Annotated in this window: 26 protein-coding genes; 18 read left to right on the top strand and 8 right to left on the bottom strand. The window is 60.8% G+C overall.

Annotated features, from left to right (window positions below):
* The first annotated feature begins 32 nt into the window (after positions 1-32).
* A complete protein-coding gene (locus NH234_RS28440) occupies positions 33-914 on the top strand; it encodes an ABC transporter permease subunit (protein ID WP_367257258.1) in 882 nt (293 codons plus the stop codon).
* A complete protein-coding gene (locus tag NH234_RS28435; RefSeq protein WP_085731506.1) occupies positions 911-1,801 on the top strand; it encodes an ABC transporter permease subunit in 891 nt (296 codons plus the stop codon). The genes NH234_RS28440 and NH234_RS28435 overlap by 4 nt, the downstream gene beginning before the upstream one ends.
* A gap of 58 nt (positions 1,802-1,859) precedes the next feature.
* Here NH234_RS28435 and NH234_RS28430 read toward each other — a convergent pair whose 3' ends face one another.
* Positions 1,860-2,501, bottom strand: coding sequence for an HD domain-containing protein (locus tag NH234_RS28430; RefSeq protein WP_367255114.1), 642 nt, complete (start codon positions 2,499-2,501; stop codon positions 1,860-1,862).
* A gap of 190 nt (positions 2,502-2,691) precedes the next feature.
* On the opposite strand from NH234_RS28430, the gene NH234_RS28425 reads away from it, so the two are divergent.
* Entirely contained in the window at positions 2,692-3,657 is a 966-nt protein-coding gene (locus NH234_RS28425) for a GlxA family transcriptional regulator (RefSeq protein ID WP_367255113.1), read from the top strand.
* 7 nt (positions 3,658-3,664) lie between these two features.
* On the opposite strand, the gene NH234_RS28420 is transcribed toward NH234_RS28425, so the two are convergent.
* Positions 3,665-6,076: a penicillin acylase family protein gene (locus tag NH234_RS28420; protein ID WP_367255111.1), complete on the bottom strand. Its 2,412-nt coding sequence runs from the start codon at positions 6,074-6,076 to the stop codon at positions 3,665-3,667.
* 255 nt (positions 6,077-6,331) lie between these two features.
* Between NH234_RS28420 and NH234_RS28415 the strand changes: the two genes are divergently transcribed.
* The 3 genes from NH234_RS28415 to NH234_RS28405 all read left to right on the top strand — a co-directional run bounded on the left by NH234_RS28415 (position 6,332) and on the right by NH234_RS28405 (position 9,293).
* Positions 6,332-8,728 carry an S-type pyocin domain-containing protein gene (locus tag NH234_RS28415; protein WP_367255109.1) on the top strand — a complete coding sequence of 799 codons (2,397 nt, stop codon included), beginning with the start codon at positions 6,332-6,334 and terminating at the stop codon, positions 8,726-8,728.
* Complete coding sequence (locus NH234_RS28410) at positions 8,721-8,975, top strand: bacteriocin immunity protein (RefSeq protein ID WP_367255108.1); 255 nt, start codon at positions 8,721-8,723, stop codon at positions 8,973-8,975. Before NH234_RS28415 ends, NH234_RS28410 begins: the two co-directional genes overlap by 8 nt.
* 66 nt (positions 8,976-9,041) lie before the next feature.
* Positions 9,042-9,293, top strand: a complete 252-nt coding sequence (locus tag NH234_RS28405) for a bacteriocin immunity protein (protein WP_065259882.1) — start codon at positions 9,042-9,044, stop codon at positions 9,291-9,293.
* A gap of 70 nt (positions 9,294-9,363) precedes the next feature.
* Here NH234_RS28405 and NH234_RS28400 read toward each other — a convergent pair whose 3' ends face one another.
* Positions 9,364-9,939: a DUF6436 domain-containing protein gene (locus NH234_RS28400; protein ID WP_367255105.1), complete on the bottom strand. Its 576-nt coding sequence runs from the start codon at positions 9,937-9,939 to the stop codon at positions 9,364-9,366.
* Positions 9,940-10,036: 97 nt separating this feature from the next.
* On the opposite strand from NH234_RS28400, the gene NH234_RS28395 reads away from it, so the two are divergent.
* Positions 10,037-10,987, top strand: a complete 951-nt coding sequence (locus tag NH234_RS28395) for an alpha/beta hydrolase (RefSeq protein WP_085731513.1) — start codon at positions 10,037-10,039, stop codon at positions 10,985-10,987.
* 1 nt (position 10,988) lies between these two features.
* Here the strand turns inward: NH234_RS28395 and NH234_RS28390 are convergent, their stop codons facing one another.
* A complete protein-coding gene (locus tag NH234_RS28390) occupies positions 10,989-11,741 on the bottom strand; it encodes a DUF2059 domain-containing protein (protein ID WP_085731514.1) in 753 nt (250 codons plus the stop codon).
* A 108-nt stretch (positions 11,742-11,849) separates the two neighbouring features.
* On the opposite strand from NH234_RS28390, the gene NH234_RS28385 reads away from it, so the two are divergent.
* Positions 11,850-12,482 carry a 2OG-Fe(II) oxygenase gene (locus NH234_RS28385; protein WP_085709011.1) on the top strand — a complete coding sequence of 211 codons (633 nt, stop codon included), beginning with the start codon at positions 11,850-11,852 and terminating at the stop codon, positions 12,480-12,482.
* 1 nt (position 12,483) lies between these two features.
* Positions 12,484-12,969: a DUF523 domain-containing protein gene (locus NH234_RS28380; protein WP_085731515.1), complete on the top strand. Its 486-nt coding sequence runs from the start codon at positions 12,484-12,486 to the stop codon at positions 12,967-12,969.
* A gap of 6 nt (positions 12,970-12,975) precedes the next feature.
* Here the strand turns inward: NH234_RS28380 and NH234_RS28375 are convergent, their stop codons facing one another.
* Positions 12,976-13,560: a transporter substrate-binding domain-containing protein gene (locus tag NH234_RS28375; protein WP_085731516.1), complete on the bottom strand. Its 585-nt coding sequence runs from the start codon at positions 13,558-13,560 to the stop codon at positions 12,976-12,978.
* Between the two features lie 134 nt (positions 13,561-13,694).
* Here NH234_RS28375 and NH234_RS28370 point away from each other — a divergent pair, with 134 nt between their 5' ends.
* Positions 13,695-14,120, top strand: a complete 426-nt coding sequence (locus tag NH234_RS28370) for a DUF4399 domain-containing protein (protein WP_367255102.1) — start codon at positions 13,695-13,697, stop codon at positions 14,118-14,120.
* A 63-nt stretch (positions 14,121-14,183) separates the two neighbouring features.
* Here NH234_RS28370 and serA read toward each other — a convergent pair whose 3' ends face one another.
* Positions 14,184-15,413: a phosphoglycerate dehydrogenase gene (gene serA / locus NH234_RS28365; protein ID WP_085709015.1), complete on the bottom strand. Its 1,230-nt coding sequence runs from the start codon at positions 15,411-15,413 to the stop codon at positions 14,184-14,186.
* 206 nt (positions 15,414-15,619) lie between these two features.
* Here serA and NH234_RS28360 point away from each other — a divergent pair, with 206 nt between their 5' ends.
* The 4 genes from NH234_RS28360 (at position 15,620) to NH234_RS28345 (ending at position 19,890) form a co-directional block, all read left to right on the top strand.
* The gene (locus NH234_RS28360) at positions 15,620-17,014 is read left to right on the top strand and encodes an FAD-binding oxidoreductase (RefSeq protein WP_367255100.1); all 1,395 of its coding nucleotides are present in this window, start codon (positions 15,620-15,622) and stop codon (positions 17,012-17,014) included.
* 40 nt (positions 17,015-17,054) lie between these two features.
* Positions 17,055-17,720, top strand: a complete 666-nt coding sequence (locus tag NH234_RS28355; protein ID WP_367255098.1) for a fumarylacetoacetate hydrolase family protein — start codon at positions 17,055-17,057, stop codon at positions 17,718-17,720.
* Positions 17,721-17,942: 222 nt separating this feature from the next.
* The gene (locus NH234_RS28350; protein ID WP_085731519.1) at positions 17,943-18,866 is read left to right on the top strand and encodes an SdiA-regulated domain-containing protein; all 924 of its coding nucleotides are present in this window, start codon (positions 17,943-17,945) and stop codon (positions 18,864-18,866) included.
* 106 nt (positions 18,867-18,972) lie between these two features.
* Positions 18,973-19,890: an SdiA-regulated domain-containing protein gene (locus tag NH234_RS28345; RefSeq protein WP_367255096.1), complete on the top strand. Its 918-nt coding sequence runs from the start codon at positions 18,973-18,975 to the stop codon at positions 19,888-19,890.
* A gap of 54 nt (positions 19,891-19,944) precedes the next feature.
* Here NH234_RS28345 and rpiA read toward each other — a convergent pair whose 3' ends face one another.
* A complete protein-coding gene (gene rpiA / locus NH234_RS28340; protein ID WP_367255094.1) occupies positions 19,945-20,619 on the bottom strand; it encodes a ribose-5-phosphate isomerase RpiA in 675 nt (224 codons plus the stop codon).
* Between the two features lie 148 nt (positions 20,620-20,767).
* On the opposite strand from rpiA, the gene ilvA reads away from it, so the two are divergent.
* Together ilvA and NH234_RS28330 are read left to right on the top strand one after the other, a co-directional pair.
* Positions 20,768-22,282, top strand: a complete 1,515-nt coding sequence (gene ilvA, locus NH234_RS28335; RefSeq protein WP_085731522.1) for a threonine ammonia-lyase, biosynthetic — start codon at positions 20,768-20,770, stop codon at positions 22,280-22,282.
* A gap of 39 nt (positions 22,283-22,321) precedes the next feature.
* A complete protein-coding gene (locus tag NH234_RS28330; RefSeq protein ID WP_367255091.1) occupies positions 22,322-22,747 on the top strand; it encodes a DUF2269 domain-containing protein in 426 nt (141 codons plus the stop codon).
* A 22-nt stretch (positions 22,748-22,769) separates the two neighbouring features.
* Here the strand turns inward: NH234_RS28330 and NH234_RS28325 are convergent, their stop codons facing one another.
* Positions 22,770-23,426 (bottom strand): HAD family hydrolase, encoded by a 657-nt coding sequence (locus NH234_RS28325; RefSeq protein ID WP_367255089.1) that lies wholly within the window; start codon positions 23,424-23,426, stop codon positions 22,770-22,772.
* A gap of 143 nt (positions 23,427-23,569) precedes the next feature.
* On the opposite strand from NH234_RS28325, the gene NH234_RS28320 reads away from it, so the two are divergent.
* Together NH234_RS28320 and ptsP are read left to right on the top strand one after the other, a co-directional pair.
* Positions 23,570-24,049: an RNA pyrophosphohydrolase gene (locus NH234_RS28320; RefSeq protein WP_003229203.1), complete on the top strand. Its 480-nt coding sequence runs from the start codon at positions 23,570-23,572 to the stop codon at positions 24,047-24,049.
* 22 nt (positions 24,050-24,071) lie between these two features.
* Complete coding sequence (gene ptsP, locus NH234_RS28315) at positions 24,072-26,336, top strand: phosphoenolpyruvate--protein phosphotransferase (RefSeq protein WP_085709024.1); 2,265 nt, start codon at positions 24,072-24,074, stop codon at positions 26,334-26,336.
* Positions 26,337-26,338: the final 2 nt, after the last annotated feature.

Genomic DNA, 26,338 nt, shown 5'->3' with positions numbered 1-26,338 from the left:
TGCGCAAATTCAAACGCCGGCTCAATCGAATAATTCCCGGTGGCCGCCAACTGGTCATCGGGGTGCCGTTCATCTGGCTGTTCCTGTTCTTCATGCTGCCGTTCTTCATCGTTCTGAAGATCAGCTTCGCCGAAGCGGATGTGGCCATCCCGCCATACACGGAGATCTACACCTACGCCGAGCAGAAACTGCAGTTGCTGCTGAACCTTGGCAACTACGCGATGCTCGGCGATGACGAACTGTACATCTCGGCGTACCTCGGTTCGTTGAAGATGGCGTTCTTCAGCACGCTGCTGTGCCTGCTGATCGGCTACCCGATGGCCTACGCCATCGCCAGCGCCCGCAAGGAAGTGCAGACGGTGCTGGTGCTGCTGATCATGATGCCGACCTGGACCGCGATCCTGATCCGCGTCTATGCGTGGATGGGCATCCTCAGCAACAACGGCCTGCTCAACGGTTTCCTGATGAGCATGGGTTTCATCGACGAGCCGCTGCAGATCCTCAACACCAACCTCGCGGTGTACATCGGCGTCGTCTATTCGTACCTGCCGTTCATGATCCTGCCGCTGTACGCCAACCTGGTCAAACACGACCCCAGCCTGCTGGAAGCCGCGTCCGACCTGGGTTCGAGCACGTTCAACAGCTTCTGGAAAATCACCGTGCCGCTGTCCAAGAACGGCATCATCGCCGGCTGCATGCTGGTGTTCATCCCGGTGGTGGGCGAGTTTGTGATCCCGGAACTGCTCGGCGGTCCGGAAACCCTGATGATCGGTAAAGTGCTCTGGCAAGAGTTCTTCAACAACCGTGACTGGCCGGTGGCGTCCGCCCTGGCGGTGGTGATGCTGGCGATCCTGATCGTGCCGATCATCCTGTTCAACCGCAGTCAGGCCAAGGAAATGGAGGGTAAAGAATGAAGCGCTTCCGTTTCTCCAGCCTGATGCTGGTGCTCGGCCTGTTGTTCATCTATTTGCCGATGCTGATCCTGGTGATCTACTCGTTCAACGCCTCGAAACTGGTGACGGTATGGGGTGGCTGGTCGATCAAGTGGTACGTCGGCCTGCTCGACAACACCCAACTGATGGGCTCGGTGGTGCGCTCGCTGGAAATTGCCTGCTACACCGCTGTTGCGGCAGTGGCGCTGGGTACGCTGGCGGCGTTCGTCCTGACTCGCATCACCCGCTTCAAGGGCCGCACGCTGTTCGGTGGCCTGGTCACCGCGCCGCTGGTAATGCCCGAGGTGATTACCGGTCTGTCGCTGTTGCTGCTGTTCGTGGCCATGGCGCAGATGATCGGCTGGCCCCAGGAGCGTGGCATCGTCACCATCTGGATCGCCCACACGACGTTCTGTGCGGCGTATGTGGCGGTAGTGGTGTCGGCGCGTCTGCGTGAGCTGGACCTGTCGATCGAAGAGGCGGCGATGGACCTGGGTGCGCGGCCGTGGAAGGTGTTCTTCCTGATCACCATCCCGATGATCGCGCCGTCGCTGGCGGCGGGCGGCATGATGTCGTTCGCCCTGTCGCTGGACGACCTGGTGCTGGCGAGCTTTGTGTCCGGCCCGGGTTCGACGACCCTGCCGATGGAAGTGTTCTCGGCGGTGCGTCTGGGCGTGAAGCCTGAGATCAACGCCGTGGCCAGCCTGATTCTGCTGGCGGTGTCGCTGGTGACCTTCATGGTCTGGTTCTTCAGCCGTCGTGCCGAAGAATCGCGCCGCAAGGCGATCCAGCAAGCCATCGAAGAAAGTGCTGCCGATTCGTGGAAACAACCGGACGTGCGCCGGGCGCAGACGCCGGAAGCGGCTTAAGTCTGCAGACACAAAAAACCTCGCGACCGGTAACGGCCGCGAGGTTTTTTTATGCTCGTCAGGAGACCCAGAGTGATTGGCGGATGACCTCGACAAAGTTCATCGGCTTGAACCCCGGCATCTGATCTTTCAGCACATCGGTCTTCACATTGCCGAACGTCGTCTGTGGGCGATGACGCAAGCCATCGGCAAACGCGCAGATGATGCATTCCTTGAAACCCTCACCCCGTGGATGCGCATGCACCACCGCCTCGCGCTGCACCGTGGTGAACGCCGCGTAGTCCATGCCCAGCACATCCATCTCGACACCTGCGGTCACCAACGCCACGGTCGGCCGCAGATGCTTCGGCACCCCCGGCGTGGTGTGCAGGGCGATCGACAGCCAGACCTGTTCGATGTCGTCGTCGCTCAACCCGTAGGGCTTGAGGAACGCCGCCGCCGCATTGGCACCATCGACTTCGAAACGTTCGTCATCGCTGCGGTGACCTTCGACCAGACCCAGATCGTGGAACATCGCGCCGACGTACAGCAGCTCCGGATCGTAGGCCAGTTGCCGGCGTTCGCCGCTCAAGGCACCGAACAGAAACACCCGGCGCGAGTGGTGGTAAAGCAGGTCGGATTCGATGTCGCGGATGTACTCGGTGGTGGCCCGGGCGAGGGCGCTGTCGGGGATCTTGATACCGGCGATGGTCGTGGTCATGTTGAGCTTCCTCGTCGAAAACGCCGTCGTGGCGCTGATGGGGAAAGTCTGTTCCCGGGGGCAAAACCGGACAATCGATCCATGGCTGCGATCCTTGCCATTCCACCTGCAAATCGTGCCAGCTCGCTTCTGCGGCGCGGATTGGCTAGGGTTGGCGCTGATTCGCCATTCCCCCGGAGCCGACATCGCCATGAACAAAGCCGTTGCCATCGTGGTGTTCCCCGGCGTGCAGGCGCTGGACGTCAGCGGGCCCATGGATGTATTCGCCGAGGCCAATCGCTTTCTGGCGCCGGAGGATCATTACCGGCTTGAAGTGATCGGCGTCGAACACGGGCCGATGGCGTGTTCCAACGGGCTGACCCTGAGTGCGCATCGGCATTTCAGCGACGTGCGGGAAGCTTATGACTTGCTGCTGGTGGCCGGCGGGCCGCAGTTGCCGTTTCTGGATTTCGGCGAGACGTTCGATGCCTGGCTGCGTGAGGCCTGTGGGCGGGCGCGGCGGTTCGGCTCGATCTGCAACGGTGCGTTCATGCTGGTTCGTGCGGGATTGCTGGACGGGCGCACGGTCACCACCCACTGGAACGACGCCGAGGCGCTGGCGCAGTTGTGCCCGTCCAGTCGGGTCGAGGCTGACCGGCTGTACGTCGAGGATGGTCAGCTTTACACCTCGGCGGGTGTGACGGCGGGGATCGATCTGTCGCTGTACCTGCTGGCGCGTGATTACGGGGCCGAAGTGGCGCTGAGCGTGGCCAAGCGGCTGGTGGTGTTTACCCAGCGCTCGGGCGGGCAGTCGCAATTCAGCCCGTTCCTCACGCCTCACGCCGAACCGACGTCGGCAGTGGCGATGGTGCAGCTGTATGTGCTGGCCAATCTCACCGGCGATCTGACCATCGCCGACCTGGCGAATGCCGCGAACATGAGTGCGAGGAATTTCTCCCGGGTTTTTGCTCGCGAAGCGAAAGTCACCCCGGCGGAGTTCGTCGAGCGGGCGCGGGTGGATGCGGCGCGGGTGATGCTCGAAAGCACCACGGCGCCGCTGAAGACCGTGGCGTATCAATGCGGGTTTCGCGATGCGCAACACATGCGCAGCGTGTTCAACCGCCGGTTGGGGGTGACGCCGCAGCAGTTCCGGCTGAATTTTGCGGCGATGGTTTGAACGGCGCTTATTGCGCCGCCCGCGCCGGCAACAGCTTCAAGGTACTGCGCGTATTCGCCGTCACCTCTTCCTCACTGAAATGCGCCTGCACATACAGCCCGTCCACATAAGCCTCCGCCTGATCGTCATAGTGGCTGTCGAACGGCACGCCGCTCTGGCCGACCGGGTTGATGGTCAGGCTGTGGGCCGGGTCGGCGAAGTCCACCAGCCGCCGGGTCGACGGACCGTAGGTTACCGGCCACGGCGCCGGGCCGATCTTCGCCGAGAGGTTGTTCGGTACTTCATGGGAGCCGGGTGCGGCGAACGGGCCTACGTTGAAAATCCGGTCCAGCGGTTTCTGCTGCCCCAGCGGATGTCCGTGGGTCAGCGTGTGCGCCTTACCCCATTGCCAGCCGGAGGCATCGTCGCCGAGGGTCTGCTTCAGGTGGGTCATGTTCGCCTGCCACGCGGTGCGCACGGTGTCGGCGCGGGTTTCCTTGCCCGGGGTGTTGCGATTGTCCCACCACGGTGAGTCGGCGTTCGCCGCCAGTCGCGGCAGCGCGGCGTCGAGCACTCGGGTCGACAGCAGAGTCTCGAACATGTCGTTGCCCAGCTCATCGCGCATCGCCGCGTCGGCCAGGTCGTAGAGGAACTGATTGAACACCGTGGCACTGACCGAATCCAGCGGGTAGTCGCCTTGCCACTGCGCCAGTTGCTCGACCAGTTTCAGCTGCGCCGGGTCGGTCACCACTTCACGCAATACCGGCAACAATGGCGCCAGTACGCGCGGGCCATAGCCGGTGGTGGTGCCCAGTTGCAGCTTCTGGTTGGCTTCGTTGTCCCACTTCACGTTCTTGTCGGCGAGCTGACGGTTGAGTTGCTGGCCACGGTCGGCGAGGTTGTAGTAACCGGGAATCTCCATGCCGGTCGGCGATACGGGCTGGAAGTTGGCCGAGACGATATAGCCCCGCGCCGGGTTCTCTTCCTGCGGGTTGGCGCTGAACGGGAAGTAGCCGTCCTTGTCGGCCTGATTGCCGCTGCCGTCGAGAATGAAGCCAGGTTTCACGCCGGCTGGCCGCTTGGGCAGCAGCGCCGAGGCCCACCAGGCGATATCGCCCTTGGCGTTGGCGTAGACGATGTTCAGCCCCGGCGCCTGCACCTTGGCCGCTGCGGCGCGGGCCTTGGTCAGGGTGTCGGCACGGTTGAGCTGGTAGAAGCCTTCGAGAATCGGGTTCGGCGTTTCGAGGAACGCCCACCACATGGCAATCGGGGTTTTTCCGGCGGCGCTGCCGAGGGCATCGTTGACGATCGGCCCGTGAGGCGACTGGCGCAGGGTAATGGTCACCGGCGCCTGGCCCTTCACCGCAATCTGCTGTTCGGTGCTGACCATGTCGGTCCACTGGCCGTGATACCAGACCTGATTCGGGTTGTCCGGATTGACCTTCTCGGCGATCAGGTCCAGGTCATCGTTCTGGAACATGGTCAGGCTCCAGCCGAAATCCAGGTTGTGCCCCAGAAACGCAAACGGCACCAGCGCCTGATGATGGCCGTAAAGTTCAAAACCCGGCGCCGACAGCTGCGCTTCGTACCACACCGAAGGCACCGAGAAGCGGATGTGCGGGTCGCCAGCCAACAATGCCTTGCCGCCCTTGCTGCGGCTGCCGGCAATCACCCAGGCGTTGCTGCCTTCGTACTGCGGCAGGCCGTTGTCGATCAGCGCCTGCTCACTGAGGCGGGCGAGGGCGTTCAGGTCTTTCCAGTCTTCGGCAGCGAGCGTCGGTGCTTTGCCGGCATGGCCCTTGGCGAGCACGCCCTTGGGCTGCCACTCAAGGTCGAAGACGTTGAGGTAATCGGCGCCGAGCTGATCGCGCACGTAGGTCAGCAGCGGTTCGGTGCGAAACGCAGCGGCGAAGCTGTAAGCCATGTAACCGGCGACGCTGATGGTGTCTTCGGCAGTGAACGGCCGCTTGGGGATGCCCAGCACGTCGAACTCGACCGGGGCGGCGTGCGAGTCCTGATACTGGTTGATGCCGTCCAGATAGGCTTGCAGGGCCTTCCACGCCGGTGACTGCTTATCGAGACCGGCCACGTAACTGGCGGCACGCTCGCGGATGCGCAGGCTGCGGAACAACTTGTCGGTGTCGAGCAGCTTCGGCCCGAGCACTTCCGCCAGTTCACCCCGGGCCAGGCGGCGCATGGCTTCCATCTGGAACAGCCGGTCCTGGGCGTGCACATAACCGAGGGCACGGTAGAGGTCGGTTTCGTTTTCGGCGCGGATGTGCGGCACGCCGCGCTCGTCGTAACGCACGGTCACCGAACCTTGCAGGTTGCGCAGTTCCACTTGGCCCTGACGCGTCGGTTGCTTGCTGTAGAGGTAGCCGCCAACCCCGATGGCGGGAATGACGATCAGCAACGCAAGTACGGTCAGGCCTCGTTTCATGAAAATTCTGCTCCCTGTCGTTCTATTTATATGAAGGCATTGATGGTGCGGATCTAGTTGAAGCTCGCAACCGGGATTTCATAACACAGTATTTCTCGAATAGGAAGTTTCCTTCAGGTTTTCGGGAAGTGCACTACATGTTTGTTATTGCGGCGTTTAACGGGGCAGGCCTATAAAAGACCTCGAGAAAAAAACAGAGGACCAAAACAAAGTTTGCGAATTCGATACATGGAATAACTGACATGGAGAAGTCGTATGAGTGATGTTGGAAATTATCTTGGGCCGCACAAACAAATCGCACCGGGGAAATATGAACTGGCACCGATACCCGTTCGGACATTTGCGCCGGTTCGATTGGGGCAGGGTGGCTATTTTTCGGGAAGTTGGGGGTTGAATGAAGGGCCGCACAGAGGCACCGGGCAAGGCTCCGGCAAACTTGATCCGTTAACCCCGTTCATTTGGGATGACTTGATGCATGAGCAGCAGAATGCTCAGGCACATATTGATCTTGAGTACGCTGGAGTATTCAGCAATATCCTGATGGCCTCGAACAATGAAGTAGAACACGCCAGGCAAGTTGCCGGTGTTGGCCTGTCTCCGGTTCAGAAAGTAAAGGCCGATCAGGAAATAACCCTTCAGGTTATTCACGCAAAGCTATTGGAATATCGCGCGCATTCCGAGACTGCTTACTCGTTGTATGGCCATAATCCATTCTTTCTGATGAAGGATCTGTCCTTCAGAAAAATCCGGGAAAGTCTGGCGTCGCCCGTTCCGGATGTCTCCGTTGCGTATGCCGCCATCGACAGGGCCTACCGCGCGGCAATGGAGCTGCGGCGTCTTTCCTGGGTGATGGCGATTATTGCCAATCAACTTCCGGAGTTGGCGGCAAGAAGAGTCCAGGTCGAAACTGCGACTCAGACCACTCGGGTCGCCCAGCAAATTCTTTCTGCTGAAAGGCTCTCCGTGGTCAATCTGGAAACGAATATCCGCTTCCAGTTTCTGCCGGGTTTTCTCGTTGAAAAAATAGCCGCCATTGCGGGCACAACCGGTGGCAGTCTCTCTCAAACGCTCACGAACTATAAATTCGCAGCGGACAGCATCAGCGCCGCCGAGCAGGCCGCAGTCCGGCCCTATGCAATCGCCAACCCTGCGATCAACTTCCCGTTGAGCAAGCCTGAGCTCGAAGCACTGAAGAACCTGGTGGACCTGCAGGCTACTACGGATCTGGGCAAGCGCTGGCAGGACTATCACGCGTCACTTCTGCACTCGGAAAGTGCCCGGCACATGGCTGCGGCTGCGGACGCTTTTGCCGGTCTGATCGCCCGCGCCCAAGAGGCGGAGCGTCTGCAGGAGCAGATACGCATTGCCAAGGAACAGGAAGCTCGGCAGTTGCAGGAGCAGGCGCGTATTGCCGCGGAGGCTGAGGCCCGGCGTGTTGCCGAGGAGCAGGCGCGTATACGGGAGGAGGCGCGAGTCGCCGCAGAAGCAGAGGCCAGGCGCCTTGCCGAAGAGCAAGCGCGTATAGCGGCAGAGGCGCTGCGTTCCGCCCATACCTTCCGCGCCCCGGGTGCCACTTCTGCGGCAGGACCGCTGTTCATGACTTCGGCGGGAGTACTGGCAGTTGCCGAGGCCGCTTCGGCCAGCCTGCAAGCGGCGGTTCGCAGCGCCATCGCGGCTTTGGGCAGTCTGGCGGCCAGCGTCGGGGCGGGCGCTGTCGTCGGTGTTTCAGCGTTGGTCTACTCGTCGAAGCTGGGCAACGGGGAGTTGCCGGACCGTTACGCGTTCAGTACGCCACTGTCGGACCTCGCGCCAGAATTTGCGTCAGATCTGTACGCCATCGCGGCGGCTGGCGGGACGGTTGATCTGCCTTACCGTGTCAGTTCAAAGACCGACACGAATGGGCAGTCAGAGGTTTTTGTCGTCAAGACTGATGGGCGGAGTATTCCGTCGGCCACCAGGGTGGTGGCGGCTGCTTACGACGCCGAGCGCCACGTCTACACCGCAACCACCGCCGATGTTCCGCCACGCACCCTGACCTGGACGCCGATCGTAAACCCGGGCAACAGCTCGACAATCTCACCGGCCGAACCGACGGATCCACCTGTCTACACCGGAGCGACGGTGATACCGGTCGAGGGACGCCTCGATTCGTTCCCGGCGGTTTCCGAAGCCGGATTCGATGACTATGTCCTGGTGTTCCCGCTGGACTCCGGGCTGCCGCCGAACTACATCATGTTTCGGGACCGGCGGGAGGATCCGGGCGTCGTGACAGGAGTGGGTCAGGTGGTGTCGGGGAACTGGCTTGCCAGCGCATCGCAAGGCGAAGGCGCGCCGGTGCCAGTGCAGATTGCCGATCAGTTGCGAGGGCGGGAGTTCAGGAATTTTCGGGCGTTTCGGGAGGCGTTCTGGAAGGCGGTGGCCGGGGATCCGGAGTTGGCGGTTCAGTTTCAAAAACAGAACCGGTCTACGATGGAGAAAGGAAAATCACCCTACGTTTCAAAAGTGGAGCGAGCAGGAGAGGCAGTGAAATTTGAGTTGCATCACAAGATAAGAATCTCAAGCGGCGGTAATGTTTATGGTCTTGAAAACATTCGGATAGTTACTCCTCGTCGTCATAAGGAAATTCATAAGAAGGAGAGTCAATATGAGTGACAAGTTAATTTCCGACTATACGGAAAAAGAGTTTTTGGATTTTGTGGTTGAGATTTGTGATAGTGGGGCAAGGACGGAAGAGGAAGATGTTAAATTGATTTTTGAGTTTGAGCGATTGACTGAACATCCAGATGGTTCGGATTTGATTTACTATCCACGGAATGATAGAGAGGATAGCCCGGAAGGTATTGTGAAGGAAGTTAAAGAGTGGCGGGCTGCCAACGGAAAGCCTGGGTTTAAAGATTGATTTATTAAGTTATCACAGCGCTCCTGGCATATTTTTGTCAGGAGTGCGATTTCGTAGGATGAGGGGATGTTAAATATTTCAGACTATACGGAAGCGGAATTTTTGGATTTTGTAATTTCTATTTTTGATGCTGGTGCTCGAACAGAGGAGGAAGGTGTAAAACTGGTAATTGAGTTCAGGCGGTTAACAGAGCATCCGGACGGCTCGGATCTGATCTATTACCCAAGAGATGATAGAGATGACAGTCCTGAAGGAGTTGTAAAGGAGGTCAAAGAGTGGCGCGCTGCCAATAACAAGCCTGGATTCAAGGCGGTTTAGTTTTTGGCTGTCAGTATGTTTCTGGCGTCTTTTGGGGTTGATGTAATGTCTATCGTGGACCCGAGGCTGATCACTCCCCACTCACCCATGGACAATAACACCCCACCGCCAACGTATGAGTCGCACTCACCGGACGATCATCACTCAACGCCTGCAGGATCGGTTCGATAAAACTGTTGCTGGAATTACAGGTCAGGCCTTCGCTGTAGGGGCCAAAGTACGCCAGCTGGCCGCTGCGGTCCCAGATCGCCACGGCGGGGCTGGCGGGGATCTGTTCGGAGCCGGGCAGCGCCGCGAGGGTCTTGAGGTTGCTGAGGGTGGCGGGCAACTGGCCGTGGCTGCCGGCCTTCTGCACGGCGAAGAACTCCACACCCTTGGGGCCGAATTGTTCGACCATCTCGGTCAGGTGCTGTTGATTGCCGACGTTGCACGGGCAGGCCGGGTCCCAGAAGTGCACCAGGCGGATATTGCCGGGGCCGGCGAGGTCGTCGGGCAGGCGCAACGGGTCGCCGGAAAACACCGCGGTATGTTCGCTGAACGCCCGCAGATAGCGGCCCTGAAACCAGTCGTACGCGGCCCACAGCACGCCGGCACACACGATGGCGAGCAGGCTGGCAAACAGTGCGGTGCGGTAGGGCGGGCGCATGGATTTGGTTCCTCGAGAGCGGGCTAGCTTGCCATGCTTGCCGCGACAGATGAATATCGCAGGCCGATAAAGTCCGTTTACCGTTCTGGAATTGCCCATGTCTGTTGCTTTCGATCCCGATCATCTGCGCGCGAGCCTCAAGCCGTTGGCCGAGTGGCAGCCGTTGTCCGAGGAGGCGAAGGCGTATCAGCGGTTCTACCAGACCGACTTCCCGGAGCGCGATGTCTGGCGCGGCATGGGGCGCTTCGACGTCGATGGTTATGAACTGGTCAGCCATTGCTGGTGGCCGGCGGAAACGGCCAAGGCCACGCTGTTTCTGGTGCACGGTTTTTATGATCACACCGGCCTCTACCGGCATGTGATCGAGTGGGCGCTGGATCTGGGGTTTGCGGTGATTGCCTGTGACTTGCCCGGGCATGGTCTGTCGAGCGGGCCACGGGCGAGCATCCGCGATTTCTCCGAGTATCAGGATGCGCTGCAGGGTCTGTTCGCCGAGGCGCGCTCGATTGCGTTGCCGCAGCCGTGGCACCTGTGCGGGCAAAGCACCGGCGGGGCGATCATTGTCGATCACGTGCTCAATCACGGTGAGAACAGTCCGGCCCAGGGCCAGTTGATTTTGCTGGCGCCGCTGGTGCGCCCACGGGCCTGGGGCTGGTCGCAATTCAGTTATTACCTGTTGCGGCCCTTCGTCCGGGGCATCGCCCGGCGCTTCAGCGAGAACTCCAACGATCCGGATTTCCTGCCGTTCCTGCAGGCCGATCCGTTGCAGCCCAAACGTCTGCCAACGGCGTGGGTCGGGGCGTTGTCACGCTGGATCAAGCGGGTGGAATACGCGAAGAAGAGTTCGCGCCGTCCGCTGATCGTCCAGGGACAGGCGGACATGACCGTGGACTGGCAACACAACCTGCAAGTGATGAAATGGAAATTCGACCGGCCGCAGATTCTGCTGCTGGCCGAGGCGCGGCATCACCTGGCCAATGAGACGGCACCGATGCGCGAGGAATATTTCGAGTTTCTGAGCAAGCGGATCAAGGGCCGCAATCCCTAGGTCACTGACTGAGGTTCGAGGTGCTCTGGCCGACGGCCAGCCCGGCGCGGATTGCTGCCAGCGCGGCCTGATAGTAGGCCTTGCCTTCGGTGGATTCGGCGAAGGTCGCGAACTCTTCCAGTTCTTCATCCGACAAGTCGCGATAGACGTACAGCAGCGTGTTGTTCAGGTCGGCGCCGATCTGATCCATCAGGCGCTGACGCTGACCGTTCAACATGCCCTGGGCCTGACCGCCACCGAGCAGGCCGGGGATCATCGAACTCAGGCTGTCCGCCGCCACGCCGGCAATCGCCAGGCTGACTTCGGCACCGGCTTCGCGGGCGGGCAGGGCCTGGGCGAGGTGACCGATGATCAGCAGGCGACTGTCGCTGGCCGGCATCTTCGGCAGGCCCTTGGCATTTTTCGCCAATTGGTCGCGACGGGTCGCCAGCAGTTCGGCGGCTACGATCTTCTTGCCCAGTGGTGACTGAAAGAACGAAAGGGCCGGTTTCGGATCGGCGAGGTTCTTGCGCAGTTGCGCTTCGGCCCGTTGATCCACGGCCTGGGGGGCAAAGCGCTGGTTGCTGTTGTTTACCAGCGCCTGAAACACCGCCGGCGGCAGGCTGCTCTGGTAACGCTGTTGCGCGGCGCTCAGGGCGTCATTGAAATGCGCACGTTGGTCCGGCCAGCCGGCGACCTTGTACAACTGGTCGTGGCCGTCTGCCCAGGCGGGCAAAACGCAGAACATCAACAGTGAAAAAAGCAAACGGCGCATAGGGACTCCTGTCGGCAGCGGACTATTCTCCGTGCGGTGCCAGTACTTGTCGAGAATTCGTATCAAGCCGCCGCGTGGCTCTGTCGGAATTCTTGCCGCAGGCATACTATGCGCGCCATGCAAATATCCTCTGAACACCCGCTGCTGTTACGTATCGTCGACGACCTGGCCGAGCGTGGCTGGTCGCAGCAGAACATATTCCTGCCTGCGGATCTGACCCGCGCGCTGGCCGCCGAGTGCCGTAAACGTGAGGCCGAAGGTGAACTGGCGCCGGCGGGCGTCGGACGCGGGCCGTTTTCGGAGGTCCGCGAGGGCATTCGCGGCGACCATATCCAATGGATCGATCCCGGTCAGGCTGAGGCCAGCGACCGTTATCTGAACCTGATGGACAGCCTGCGCGAGGCGCTCAATCGCGGACTGTTCCTCGGTCTGGAGGACTTCGAATGCCATTTCGCCCTGTACCCGCCGGGTGCGTTCTACCGCAAGCATGTCGACCGTTTTCGCGACGATGACCGGCGCATGGTTTCGGCAGTGATCTACCTCAACGACGGCTGGCTGCCGGAGGATGGCGGACAACTGCGCATGTATCTGGAAGGTGATCGGGTCCATGACGTGCAACCCACCGGTGGTTGTCTGGTGGTGTTTCTGTCCGGTGAAGTGCCCCACGAAGTGTTGCCGGCGCAGCGCGAGCGCTTGTCGCTGACCGGCTGGTTTCGCCGCCGTGGCAACGAGCCGTTCTGAGATGCAGAAGATCCTCGTCAGTCGCTGCCTGCTCGGCCATCGCGTGCGTTACGACGGTGGGGCCAGCGGGCCGTTCGATCTGCTGGAACAGTGGATTGCCGAGGGGCGCGTCGTGCCATTGTGCCCGGAAGTGGCCGGTGGTCTGCCGACGCCTCGGGCGGCGGCGGAGATTCCCGGCGGGCAGGGCGGTGAAGTGCTCGATGGCCTTGCGGCGGTGATCACCACTGAAGGCGAGGACGTCAGTGCGCAGTTTCTCGACGGTGCGCGGCAGGCGCTGGCTCTGGTGCAAAAGCACGGGATTCGGGTGGCGGTGCTCAAGGCCAACAGTCCTTCCTGCGGGAATCTGCTGACCTATGACGGGACGTTCAGTGGCGTGAAGGTGAGTGGCGAGGGTGTCACGGCAGCCTTGCTCAAGCGCCATGGCGTGCAAGTCTTCAGCGAACTTGAACTGCCGCAGGCTGCACAAGCGCTCAAGGCGCTCGACTAGACACCGTCACTTCAGGTCTTCAGAGGCCTGCACGCTCAACCACTTCTTCGACAGCGCTTCCAGCCGCCCATCCGCCCTGATCCGCTGCAACGCATTCTCAAGACTCGCGTGAAACGCCGGGTTGCCCTTCTGAAACGGAATCGCCAGATCCACCGGTGGGCCGATCTTCGGTTTCTCTTCAGTCAGTGCCTGGACCAGCACCAACGGGCGGGGCTGTTCATCCTTTTTCGCCAGCAGCTGCGCATTGACCTGACTGTAAGGTTCGCTGAAATCGAAACGATCCTTGAGCGCCGCTGTCAGTGCTATGTGGTTGAGCGCGACGTCGTACTTGCCGCTTTCGACACCCTGGAGCAGATCGGCTTCGTCGGTGACGATGAAGTCGGCGCGCACATCCAGCTCGTTGGCCAGCAGTTGCCCAAGCTCGACCTCGAACCCCGTGAGTGTGTCGCCGTCCTTGAAATTGAAGGGCGGTGTATTAGCCTCAAGGGCTATGCGCAACTCGCCACGGTCGTTGACGTCATCAATCAGTTCGGCGTGAGCCAGCGGGCTCAGAAGGGGTAGCAGGCAGATCAGGCCAGGCAGAAAACGCATGGTCACTCCTTTGAAATCATTGTCGCGGCCTGTTGGTCAGGCTCGCTTTGCTATGGTTGTCGAGTGCCTTCGACAACGAATGGTCATGAAGTTGTCATGACCGCGCGGATTTTACGGAAAAACTGGAGAAGAGAATGAAAACATTCATATCACGTGCTGCTTTGGCTGGTTTGCTGATGGGCGTTTCGGTGCTGGCCAGTGCGGCTACGCCTGCGCCGAAGGGGGCCGAAGTGTTCATCGTTTCTCCCGAGGACGGCGCGAAGGTTTCGCAGACCTTCACCGTCAAGTTCGGCACCAAGGATGTCGCGCTGGCACCGGCCGGTGATGCCACGCCGAATACCGGTCACCACCATCTGCTGATCGACGCCAAGGAGATTGTTCCGGCCGGCGCAGTGGTGCCGACCGACGCCAACCACATGCATTTCGGCAAGGCCCAGACGTTCGCAGAAATCAAACTGGCACCAGGCAAGCACACCTTGCAGCTGGAGCTGGGCGACAAGAACCACATGGCTTTCGATCCGCCCGTGGTCTCGAAGAAAATCACCATCACCGTGGAATGATTTTTTCACCGGCATGAAAAAGGGAGCCCCGAGGGGCTCCCTTTTTTGTGGCTCGGCGCCGGATCAGAACAATACGCGGCTACGGATGGTGCCGTTGACGTGTTGCAGCTTCTCTTGCGCCAGCTCCGAGTATTCGGCGTCGACGTCGATCACCACGTAGCCGACCTTCTCGTTGGTCTGCAGGAACTGACCGGAGATGTTGATGCCGTTTTCGGCGAAGACCTTGTTGATCTCGCTCATCACACCCGGGATGTTCTCGTGGATGTGCAGCAGACGGTGCTTGCCAGGGTGAGCCGGCAGGGCCACTTCCGGGAAGTTCACGGACGATACGGAAGTACCGTTGTCGCTGTACTTGACCAGTTTTTCTGCCACTTCCAGACCGATATTGGCCTGCGCTTCAGCGGTGGAGCCGCCGATGTGCGGGGTCAGGATCACGTTGTCCAGGCCACGGAGCGGGCTTTCGAACTCTTCGTCGTTGGAGCGTGGCTCGACCGGGAACACGTCGATGGCGGCGCCGATCAGGTGCTTGTCCTTGATCGCAGCGGCCAGGTGATCCAACTCGACCACGGTACCGCGTGCCGCGTTGATCAGGATGCCGCCCTTCTTGATGGCGCGGATTTCCTTCTCGCCGATCATCCATTGGGTCGCAGCGGTTTCCGGAACGTGCAGGGTGACGATGTCGGACATGCCCAACAGCTCGTGCAGGTTGCCGACCTGGGTCGCGTTGCCCAGTGGCAGCTTGGTCACGGTGTCGTAGAAGAACACCTGCATGCCCAGGCCTTCAGCCAGGACCGACAGCTGAGTACCGATCGAGCCGTAGCCGACGATGCCCAGTTTCTTGCCGCGGATCTCGAAGGAGTTGGCCGCCGACTTGATCCAGCCGCCACGGTGGCAGGAAGCGTTTTTCTCGGGGATGCCGCGCAGCAGCAGGATCGCTTCGGCCAGCACCAGCTCGGCTACGGAGCGGGTGTTGGAGTACGGTGCGTTGAACACTGCGATACCGCGCTCGCGGGCCGCTTCCAGGTCGACCTGGTTGGTGCCGATGCAGAAACAGCCGACTGCCACCAGCTTCTTCGCGTGATCGAAGATCTCTTCGGTCAGTTGGGTGCGCGAACGAATGCCGATGAAGTGAGCGTCAGCGATCTTTTCCTTGAGCTGGTCTTCCGGCAGGGAGCCAGTCAGGTATTCGATGCTGGTATAGCCCGCCGCCTTGAGGACGTCGACAGCCGATTGGTGGACGCCTTCGAGAAGAAGGAACTTGATCTTGCTCTTATCGAGAGAAGTCTTGCTCATCTGCGTAAACCTGTATCCCGGAGAAAAATGGCAGGGAGGGGAGCAGCCTGGAGCTGACCCGCACGGCAAGAAAGCCGTCACCGCAGAACCGGCCTTGGGCACTGGCCTGCGGGGTCGGTATGCTAGCATAGCCGCCCCGCTAATCACTCATTCCTGCGACGTGAAGCGTTCTCAGGATGACCATGAATTGTTCGAGAGTTCTGTCGATGACCAATCCTGCCCTGATTGATGAACTGAAGACCCTGGTCGAGCCTGGCAAGGTCCTGACCGATGCCGACTCCCTGAACGCGTACGGCAAGGATTGGACCAAGCACTTCGCCCCGGCGCCGAGCGCCATCGTGTTCCCCAAGACCATCGAACAAGTGCAGGCCATCGTCCGCTGGGCCAACGAGCATAAAGTGGCGCTGGTGCCTTCGGGCGGCCGTACCGGTCTTTCCGCCGCTGCCGTGGCCGCCAATGGCGAAGTGGTGGTGTCGTTCGACTACATGAACCAGATTCTCGACATCAACCTCACTGATCGCACCGCTGTGTGCCAGCCGGGCGTGGTCACCGAGCAATTGCAGAACGCGGCCGAAGAACATCACCTGTACTACCCGGTGGACTTCGCTTCCGCCGGTTCCAGCCAGATTGGCGGCAATATCGGCACCAATGCCGGCGGGATCAAGGTCATTCGCTACGGCATGACCCGCAATTGGGTGGCGGGCATGAAAGTGGTCACTGGCAAGGGCGATGTGCTGGAACTGAACAAGGACCTGATCAAGAACGCCACCGGTTACGACCTGCGGCAGCTGTTCATCGGCGCCGAAGGCACTCTCGGCTTCGTGGTCGAGGCCACCATGCGTCTGGATCGTGCGCCGAAAAACCTGACCGCGATGGTCCTCGGTACCGCCGATTTCGACTCGATCATGCCGGTGCTGCACGCCTTCCAGGGCAAGCTCGACCTGACTGCGTTCGAATTCTTCTCCGACAAGGCTCTGGCCAAGGTCATGGGCCGTGGCGATGTCCCGGCACCGTTCGAAACCGATTGCCCGTTCTACGCCTTGCTGGAATTCGAGGCGACCACCGAAGAAGTGTCCAACAGCGCCCTCGAAACCTTCGAGCATTGTGTGGAACAGGGTTGGGTGCTGGACGGCGTGATGAGCCAGAGCGAAACCCAATTGCAGAACCTGTGGAAGTTGCGCGAGTACATCTCCGAAACCATCTCCCACTGGACGCCGTACAAGAACGACATCTCGGTCACCGTCTCGAAAGTCCCGGCGTTCCTGCGGGAGATCGATGCGATCGTCGGCAAGCATTATCCAGACTTCGAAATCGTCTGGTTCGGCCACATCGGCGATGGCAACTTGCACCTGAACATCCTCAAGCCGGACAACCTGAGCAAGGACGAGTTTTTCGCCAAGTGCGCGACCGTCAACAGGTGGGTGTTCGAAACCGTCGAGAAGTACAACGGTTCGATCTCCGCCGAACACGGCGTGGGCATGACCAAGCGCGACTACTTGACCTACAGCCGTTCGCCGGTGGAAATCGAATACATGAAAGCGGTCAAGGCGGTGTTCGACCCGAACGGCATCATGAACCCGGGCAAGATCTTCGCGGTTTGATTGGCAATCCCTGATGAATCAATGAAGGCAGGAGTCGGTAATGAGCTATCAGCACCAGTATGTCGACGGTACGCGGATTCATTTTCCGCTGGGGAAAGTGGTGTGCATCGGCCGCAACTATGCCGAACACGCCAAGGAACTGGACAACCCGGTCCCTACCGAGCCGCTGCTGTTCATCAAGCCGGGCAGTTGCGTGGTGCCGCTGGAAGGCGGTTTCAGCATTCCGACCGACCGTGGTTCCGTGCATTACGAAGCGGAAATCGCTGTATTGATCGGCAAGCCGTTGTCGACCAAACCCAGCCGCGAAGAAGTGCTGGACGCGATCTCCGGTTTCGCCCCGGCGCTGGACCTGACCCTGCGCGACAAGCAGGCCGAGCTCAAGTCCAAGGGCCTGCCGTGGGAAATCGCCAAGTCGTTCGACGGCGCGGCGGTGATTGCACCGTTCGTGGTCGGCAGTACCTTTTCCGACCTGACCGACATCGGCATCCGCCTGACCATCAATGGCGAAGTGCGCCAGGACGGTAACAGCAGCGCGATGCTCAACCCGATCGTGCCGATGATCCAGCACATGGCCGGCTGCTTCTCGCTGCAGGCCGGTGACGTGATCCTGACCGGCACGCCGGTTGGCGTCGGTCCTCTGAACGTCGGCGATGACATCGTGCTGGAACTGCCGGGCGCCAGTCGCTTCACCAGCAGCGTGCGCTGATCCGGCATCGCGTTCCCGAGCGGGAGGTCGCGGGTTTGAGTTGAGTACTCAAGCTGGCAGCCTCCCGTTTTTGATTTGTGATCGAGCCTGCAAAGACGCAGGGCAATCCGGCCATTTGCCGTTTTTTTCACATCTTGTCCGGATAATTCCGGTCATCCTGGCGTCTGAGCCGGCCTCTTTGTGCTATTACCCATAGCCTGAATTTTCGGAACGCGTCCTCTGATGTCATCTCAAACTCAGCTCAACCCTGCCCGTCGTTCACGTTTCGCCCTGCGCTGGTATTACTGGCTGTTGCTGGTAGTCGCTGCCGCTTACGGCCTGGCGCATGCCATGCATTGGGATGACCGGGGCCTGCTATGGCTGCGCGAGCGCTTCGAAAGCCCGGCTGAGCGCACGGCGAGTGTCTGGTTGCCGGACTATCGGGTGGTGATTGATGCCAAGCTGCTGCCGGGCATGGAAAAGGACGAGGCCTCGGACGTGTCATACGACGCGCAGAGCAAGACCCTGTTTTCGGTGATGGGCAAGAACCCGTTCCTGGTCGAACTGACCTTGCAGGGCGACGTGCTGCGCAAGATGCCGCTGGTAGGATGGAGCAATCCTGAAGGTGTGACCGTACTGGGCAACGGCCTGCTGGCCATCGTCGATGAGCGCGAGCACATGCTGTCCATCGTCAAGGTCGACGCCGCGACCCGCGAACTGAAGCGCGACGATTTCCCGAAATACGACCTCGGCCCGTCGAAGGACCAGAACAAGGCTTTTGAAGCGATTGCCTGGGACCCGCGTAATCAACAGTTGCTGCTGGGCGAAGAGCGTCCACCGGCGCTGTTCACCTGGAAAAGCGACGGCAGCCAGACCCTCACCGGCGACAAGCAGAAACTGCCGAACGACGAACTGGACATCCGCAACCTTTCGGCCCTGGCGGTCGATCCGCGTACTGGCCATACCCTGGTGCTGTCTGCCGACTCGCACCTGCTGCTGGAGCTGGACGAGAAAGGCGAGCAAGTCAGCTTCATGACCCTGCTCGGCGGTTTCAACGGCCTGAAGGAAACCATCCCCCGCGCCGAAGGCGTGACCATGGACGAGCAGGGCACGCTGTACATGGTCAGCGAGCCGAACCTGTTCTACCGCTTCGAAAAGCAGAAATAACCAACCCGCCGCCGCAAGGTTGTCGTCCGGGGCAAGTGGCCTTTAAGCTTCGATTCAGACAGGCGTGATATTTCATCCGCCTGTTTTGATCCCGAGCCCAGCCCGCATGCGTCGATTTGCCCGTCCCAAGCCACTTCTGATCATCCTTTCGGTGGTTGTCCTGATCGCATTGATTGCGATCGGCCAATACCTGCGTCTGTTCGAGCGCGCCTGGTTCAACCTGCAAAGTCACTGGCGGCCCCACAGCATTGAAGCGATCAATCTGGATGAGTACCACGTGGATATCGAGGCCCGGGTCATCGAAGGGCTGAACGATGACGTCTCCGCGCTGACCTACGATCCGGTGCGCAAGAGCCTGTTCACCGTCACCAACAAGAATGCCGAGCTGATCGAGTTGTCGCTGGAGGGCCGGATCCTGCGCCGTGTCGCGCTGATCGGCTTCGGCGATGCGGAGGCGGTGGAGTTCATCAGCGCCGATACTTACGTCATCAGCGATGAGCGTCAGCAGCGTCTGATCAAGATTCATCTGGAGCAGGGCACGACTTACCTCGATGCAGCGGACGCCGAGCAGATGACGCTCGGCGTGCACATGAGTGGCAACAAAGGATTTGAAGGCCTGGCCTACGACTCGGTGGGCAAACGCCTGTTCGTTGCCAAGGAGCGGGATCCGATGCTGGTCTATGAAGTGCATGGCTTTCCGCACTTCAACCCGGAAAAATCCTACGCTGTACATGTGATCAACAACCCCAAACGCGATGCCGGGATGTTCGTGCGTGACCTGTCGAGCCTGCAATACGACGAGCGCAGCGGCCATCTTCTGGCGCTGTCGGACGAGTCGCGGCTGATTCTGGAACTGGATGTGGACGGGCGCCCGATGAGCACGATGTCGTTGAGCGGTGGCCGGCAAGGACTGAAGAAAACCGTGCCGCAGGCGGAAGGCATCGCGATGGATGATGACGGGACGTTGTATCTGGTGAGTGAGCCGAATCTGTTTTATGTCTTCAGAAAGCCAGACCAGAACTGACATTCTTCAATGAACCCCTGTGGGAGCGGACAGGCTCCCACAGGTTCTTCAGGCTTACTCGGCCTTCAGGGTTTTCACGCCTTCGCTGGTGCCCAGCAACAGCAGATCCGCCGGACGCGCCGCGAACAGGCCGTTGGTGACGACGCCGACGATCGCATTGATCTGCGCTTCCAGCTCCACCGGGTTGGTGATCTGCAGGTTGTGCACGTCGAGGATGATGTTGCCGTTGTCGGTCAGCACGCCTTCACGGTAGACCGGGTCACCGCCCAGTTTCACCAGTTGGCGGGCGACGTGGCTGCGAGCCATCGGAATGACTTCCACCGGCAGCGGGAACGCGCCGAGCACCGGCACCAGTTTGCTGCCGTCGGCGATGCAGATGAAGGTCTTGGCCACGGCCGCGACGATTTTCTCGCGGGTCAGGGCTGCGCCGCCGCCCTTGATCAGGTTCAGGTGCGCGTCGCTTTCGTCGGCGCCGTCGATGTAGAACTCCAGGTCGCTGACCGTGTTCAGTTCATACACTGGAATCCCGTGGCCCTTGAGGCGCGCGGCGGTGGCTTCGGAACTGGCGACCGCGCCATCGAACGCGCCCTTGTGCTGGGCCAGGGCGTCGATGAAGCAGTTGGCAGTGGAGCCGGTGCCGACACCGATGATGCTCTTGTCGTCGAGTTTCGGAAGGATGAAGTCGACGGCGGCCTGGGCCACGGCCTGTTTGAGTTGATCCTGGATCATGCGGGCTCCGGAAGCGGGCAAGGTAAGAACGGAAAGGCCGGCATTATAGCCGCAAGCCGGGCTAAAACCTCTGGATTCGTGTGGTCGTGCGCCCGAAAGCCGGGTTAGACTCGTTGGCCCTGCCCAACCCGCTCAGTGATGCTTTCCGATGCTCGAACAGTACGTCAAGAAGATCCTCACCTCGCGCGTTTATGACGTTGCCGTAGAAACCCCGCTGCAGAACGCTCGCCAGCTCTCCGAGCGGCTGGGCAACGACATCTGGCTCAAGCGCGAAGACTTGCAGCCGGTGTTCTCGTTCAAGATTCGCGGCGCCTACAACAAGCTGACCCAGTTGAGCGACGAAGAACGCGCCCGTGGCGTGGTCACCGCGTCGGCGGGCAACCATGCGCAGGGCCTGGCCCTGGCGGCGAAAGTGCTGGGCGTGAAAGCGACCATCGTGATGCCCAAGACCACCCCGGAGATCAAGGTCGAAGGCGTGCGCTCCCGTGGTGGCAAAGTGGTGCTGCATGGTGATTCGTTCCCGGAAGCCCTGGCCTATTCGCTGAAACTGGTCGATGAAAAAGGCTACGTCTACATTCACCCGTACGACGATCCGCACACCATTGCCGGGCAGGGCACCGTGGCGATGGAAATCCTGCGCCAGCACCCGCAGCCACTGGACGCGATCTTCGTGCCGGTGGGCGGTGGCGGTCTGATCGCCGGCATTGCGGCCTACGTGAAGTACCTGCGGCCGGACATCAAGGTCATCGGCGTCGAGCCCGACGACTCCAACTGCCTGCAGGCGGCGATGGCGGCGGGCGAGCGCGTCGTGCTGCCGTCCGTAGGCATTTTCGCCGACGGCGTGGCGGTGGCGCAGATCGGCCAGCACACCTTCGATATCTGCAAGGATTACGTCGATGAAGTGATCACTGTCAGCACCGACGAAATCTGCGCGGCGATCAAGGACATCTACGACGACACCCGTTCGATCACCGAACCGGCCGGCGCCCTGGGTGTGGCGGGGATCAAGAAGTACGTCGAACAGCGTGGCGTCAGCGGCAAGACTTTCGTCGCCATCGATTCCGGCGCCAACGTCAACTTCGACCGCTTGCGCCACGTCGCCGAGCGCGCCGAGCTGGGTGAAGGCCGCGAAGCGATCATCGCCGTGACCATCCCGGAGCAGGCCGGCAGCTTCAAGGCGTTCTGCGAAGCCATCGGCAAGCGCCAGATCACCGAATTCAACTACCGCTACAACACCGGCAGCGAAGCGCACATCTTCGTCGGCGTGCAGACCCACCCGGAAAACGATCCGCGCAGCGCACTGCTGGCGAGTCTGACCGAACAGGGCTTCCCGGTACTGGACCTGACCGACAACGAACTGGCCAAGCTGCACATCCGCCACATGGTCGGCGGGCGCGCGGCGCAGGTGGTCGATGAAGTGGTGCTGCGTTTCGAGTTCCCGGAGCGTCCGGGCGCGCTGTTCAACTTCCTCAACAAGCTCGGCGGGCGCTGGAACATCTCGATGTTCCACTACCGCAACCACGGTGCAGCGGACGGCCGTGTGGTCGCAGGTCTGCAGGTGCCTCACGACGAACGTCATCTGGTGCCCGCAGCACTGGCGGAAATCGGCTACCCGTACTGGGACGAAAGCGACAATCCGGCCTATCAGCTGTTTCTCGGCTGAGCGGCTACGCTGATGGGCAGGCCTTAAGGAAATTCGACAATGGAAACGTTAACTGCCCTGAAAGCGGCGCACATGGTCGCCACCGTGGTTTTGCTGGCGAGTGCGCTGGGGCTGGGTGTGTGGGTTTTACTGGCCCGGCGCAAGGGTGACGCGACGGCGGGCAGCCGCACCTTGCAGCGGCCACGGGTGTTTGTCTGGCTGCTGATGGGTCTGGCGCTGCTGAGCATGCCATTCACCGGCTGGTGGATGGTGCATCTGGTGGGCTGGCCGCTGGGGCAGACGTGGATTCTGGCCTCCAGCGTGCTGTACACCGTGGCGGCGCTGGCGTGGTTCTGGCTGCTGGTGCGCTTGAACCGCTTGCGCAAGACGCCGGGCGGCGTCGGCCGGTTCAGCTTTGCCCTGGCGTTGTTCAGTTTTGTCTGCTTTGTCGCGATTGCCGGGTTGATGGGCGCCAAGCCGGTTTAAGGCCCGGCACCCGACCTCGACATCAATCGCGCAGTGAGATGACCGACCAGCCACGTTTCTCGGCTTCGGCCCGCAGATTCGGGTCCGGATCGACGGCCACCGGATTTACCACCTGCTCCAACAGCGGCAAGTCGTTCATCGAATCGCTGTAGAAGTAGCTGTCTTCCAGCGAATGCCCGGTCTCCTCCAGCCAGCGGTTCAGGCGGGTCACCTTGCCTTCGCGGAAGCACGGCACGTCGGTGCTGCGACCGGTGTAGCGGCCGTTCTGCATCTCGCACTCGGTGGCGATCAGGGTTTCAACGCCCAGGCGTACGGCAATCGGTGCGGTGACGAAACGGTTGGTGGCGGTGATGATCACCAGTTTGTCGCCGGCCTCACGGTGCTTTTTCAGCAGCTCGACCGCTTTTGGCAGCATCAATGGCTCGATGCAGTCGCGCATGAAGTCGTTGTGCCATTGCTCGAGCACGGCCATGTCGGTGCGGCCGAGGATTTCCAGGCAGAAATTCAGGTACGCGGCGTTATCCAGTTTGCCCGCCAGGTAATCCTGGTAGAACTCGTCGTTGCGCGCCTTGTAGGCGATCGGGTCGAGGAAGCCGCGCTCACACAGATAGTCGCCCCAGGCGTGATCGCTGTCGCCGCCCAGAAGGGTGTTGTCCAAATCGAATAAAGCCAGGCGCATTACAGTTACCCGCTGAAAAGTCAGTAAAAAGGCCACAAGAATACGGTCTTTTCACAAGAGTGCACATAAGCTCGGAACCTTCGTTGCCGCCTTCACAAGCTTTGTGGAACAATGCGGCGACATGCGTTTGCGAGGTTGTTGCCGTGATCGACCCCGATGGTTTCCGTCCTAATGTCGGGATCATTCTGACGAATGACGCCGGACAGGTGCTATGGGCTCGCCGTATCAATCAAGATGCCTGGCAGTTTCCACAGGGAGGAATCAATCCCGAGGAGACGCCGGAAGACGCCTTGTACCGCGAGTTGAACGAAGAAGTGGGCCTGGAACGCGAAGATGTTGAAATTCTCGCCTGTACCCGGGGCTGGTTGCGCTATCGTTTGCCGCAACGTCTGGTGCGAACCCACAGCCAACCGCTGTGCATCGGCCAGAAACAGAAGTGGTTTCTCCTGCGCCTGATCTCCAACGAGCAGCGGGTGCGGATGGATTTGACCGGTAAACCGGAGTTCGATGGCTGGCGCTGGGTCAGCTATTGGTATCCGCTGGGCCAGGTGGTGACATTCAAGCGCGAGGTGTATCGCCGCGCTCTCAAAGAGCTTGCCCCGCGCCTTTTAGCGCGCGACTGACGACGGAGTTCGACCCCGAGCCATGCTCAATACGCTGCGCAAGATCGTCCAGGAAGTTAACTCCGCCAAGGATCTCAAGGCGGCGTTGGGGATTATTGTGTTGCGCGTCAAAGAGGCCATGGGCAGCCAGGTCTGCTCGGTCTACTTGCTTGATCCCGAGACCAACCGCTTCGTCCTGATGGCCACCGAGGGCTTGAACAAGCGCTCGATCGGCAAAGTCAGCATGGCACCCAACGAAGGTCTGGTCGGCCTGGTCGGCACGCGTGAAGAACCCCTGAACCTCGAAAATGCCGCGGATCACCCGCGCTATCGCTACTTCGCCGAAACCGGCGAGGAGCGCTACGCCTCGTTCCTCGGGGCGCCGATCATTCACCACCGCCGCGTCGTCGGCGTGTTGGTCATCCAGCAGAAAGAACGCCGCCAGTTCGATGAAGGTGAAGAGGCCTTCCTCGTGACCATGAGCGCGCAGCTCGCCGGCGTAATCGCTCACGCCGAGGCCACCGGGTCGATCCGAGGTCTGGGCCGTCAGGGCAAGGGCATCCAGGAAGCCAAGTTCGTCGGTGTGCCGGGTTCGCCGGGTGCGGCGGTCGGTACGGCGGTGGTCATGCTGCCGCCGGCCGACCTCGATGTCGTGCCAGACAAGTCTGTCGACGACATCGATGCCGAAATAAAACTGTTCAAGAAGGCGCTTGAAGGCGTGCGCGCCGACATGCGCAACCTGTCGACCAAACTGGCCACCCAGTTGCGTCCCGAAGAACGCGCGTTGTTCGACGTGTACCAGATGATGCTCGACGACGCGTCTCTCGGTAACGAAGTCAAAACCGTGATCAAGACGGGTCAGTGGGCCCAGGGCGCGCTGCGTCAGGTGGTGACCGACCACGTCAACCGTTTCGAATTGATGGACGATGAATACCTGCGTGAGCGGGCGTCGGATGTGCGTGACCTCGGTCGCCGTCTGCTGGCCTACCTGCAGGAAGACCGCACGACCAACATGGTTTTCCCCGACAACACCATCCTGGTCAGTGAAGAGCTGACCGCCACCCAGCTCGGTGAAGTGCCGGAAGGCAAGCTGGTGGGGTTGGTCTCGGTACTGGGTTCGGGTAACTCCCACGTCGCGATCCTGGCCCGGGCCATGGGTATTCCGACGGTGATGGGTGTAGTCGACTTGCCGTACGCCAAGGTCGATGGCATCCCGATGATCGTCGACGGGATCAAGGGCGAAATCTACACCAACCCGAGCGAAGTGCTGATCAAGCAATTCGCCGACGTGGTGGAAGAAGAGAAGCAATTGGCGCTGGGCCTCGATACCCTGCGTGACTTGCCGTGTGTGACACTCGACGGTCACCGCATGCCGCTGTGGGTCAACACCGGCCTGCTGGCGGACGTGGCGCGGGCGCAGAAACGCGGTGCCGAGGGTGTCGGTCTGTATCGGACCGAAGTGCCGTTCATGATCAACCAGCGGTTCCCGAGCGAAAAGGAACAACTGGCGATCTACCGCGAACAGCTCGCCGCGTTCCACCCGCAACCGGTGACCATGCGTACGCTGGACATCGGCGGTGACAAGGCGCTGTCGTACTTCCCGATCAAGGAAGACAACCCGTTCCTTGGCTGGCGCGGGATCCGCGTCACCCTCGACCACCCGGAAATCTTCCTGGTGCAGACCCGTGCGATGCTCAAGGCCAGCGAAGGCCTGAACAACCTGCGGATCCTGTTGCCGATGATCTCCGGCATCCATGAGCTCGAAGAAGCGTTGCACCTGATCCACCGGGCCTGGGGCGAAGTGCGCGACGAAGGCACCGATGTGCCGATGCCGCCGGTGGGCGTGATGATCGAGATTCCGGCGGCGGTCTACCAGACCAGGGAACTGGCGCGGATGGTGGACTTCCTGTCGGTGGGTTCCAACGACCTGACCCAGTATCTGCTGGCCGTGGACCGCAACAACCCGCGCGTGGCCGATCTCTACGACTATCTGCACCCGGCGGTGCTGCAAGCCTTGCAGATCGTCGTGCGCGACGCCCATGCCGAAGGCAAACCGGTGAGCATCTGCGGCGAGATGGCCGGTGACCCGGCGGCGGCGGTGCTGTTGATGGCGATGGGCTTCGACAGCCTGTCGATGAACGCCACCAACTTGCCGAAGGTGAAGTGGATGCTGCGTCAGATCAATCTGAGCAAGGCGAAGGATCTGCTGGCGGAACTGATGACGATCGATAACCCGCAAGTTATCCACAGCTCGCTGCAACTGGCGCTGAAGAGTCTCGGTTTATCGCGGATGGTCAAACCGCTCTGAAC

It is taken from the genome of Pseudomonas sp. stari2, assembly GCF_040760005.1.
Classification (GTDB): Bacteria; Pseudomonadota; Gammaproteobacteria; order Pseudomonadales; family Pseudomonadaceae; genus Aquipseudomonas.
Note: the sequence above shows the minus strand (reverse complement) of the source record. Positions and strands in the feature narration are given on the sequence as shown.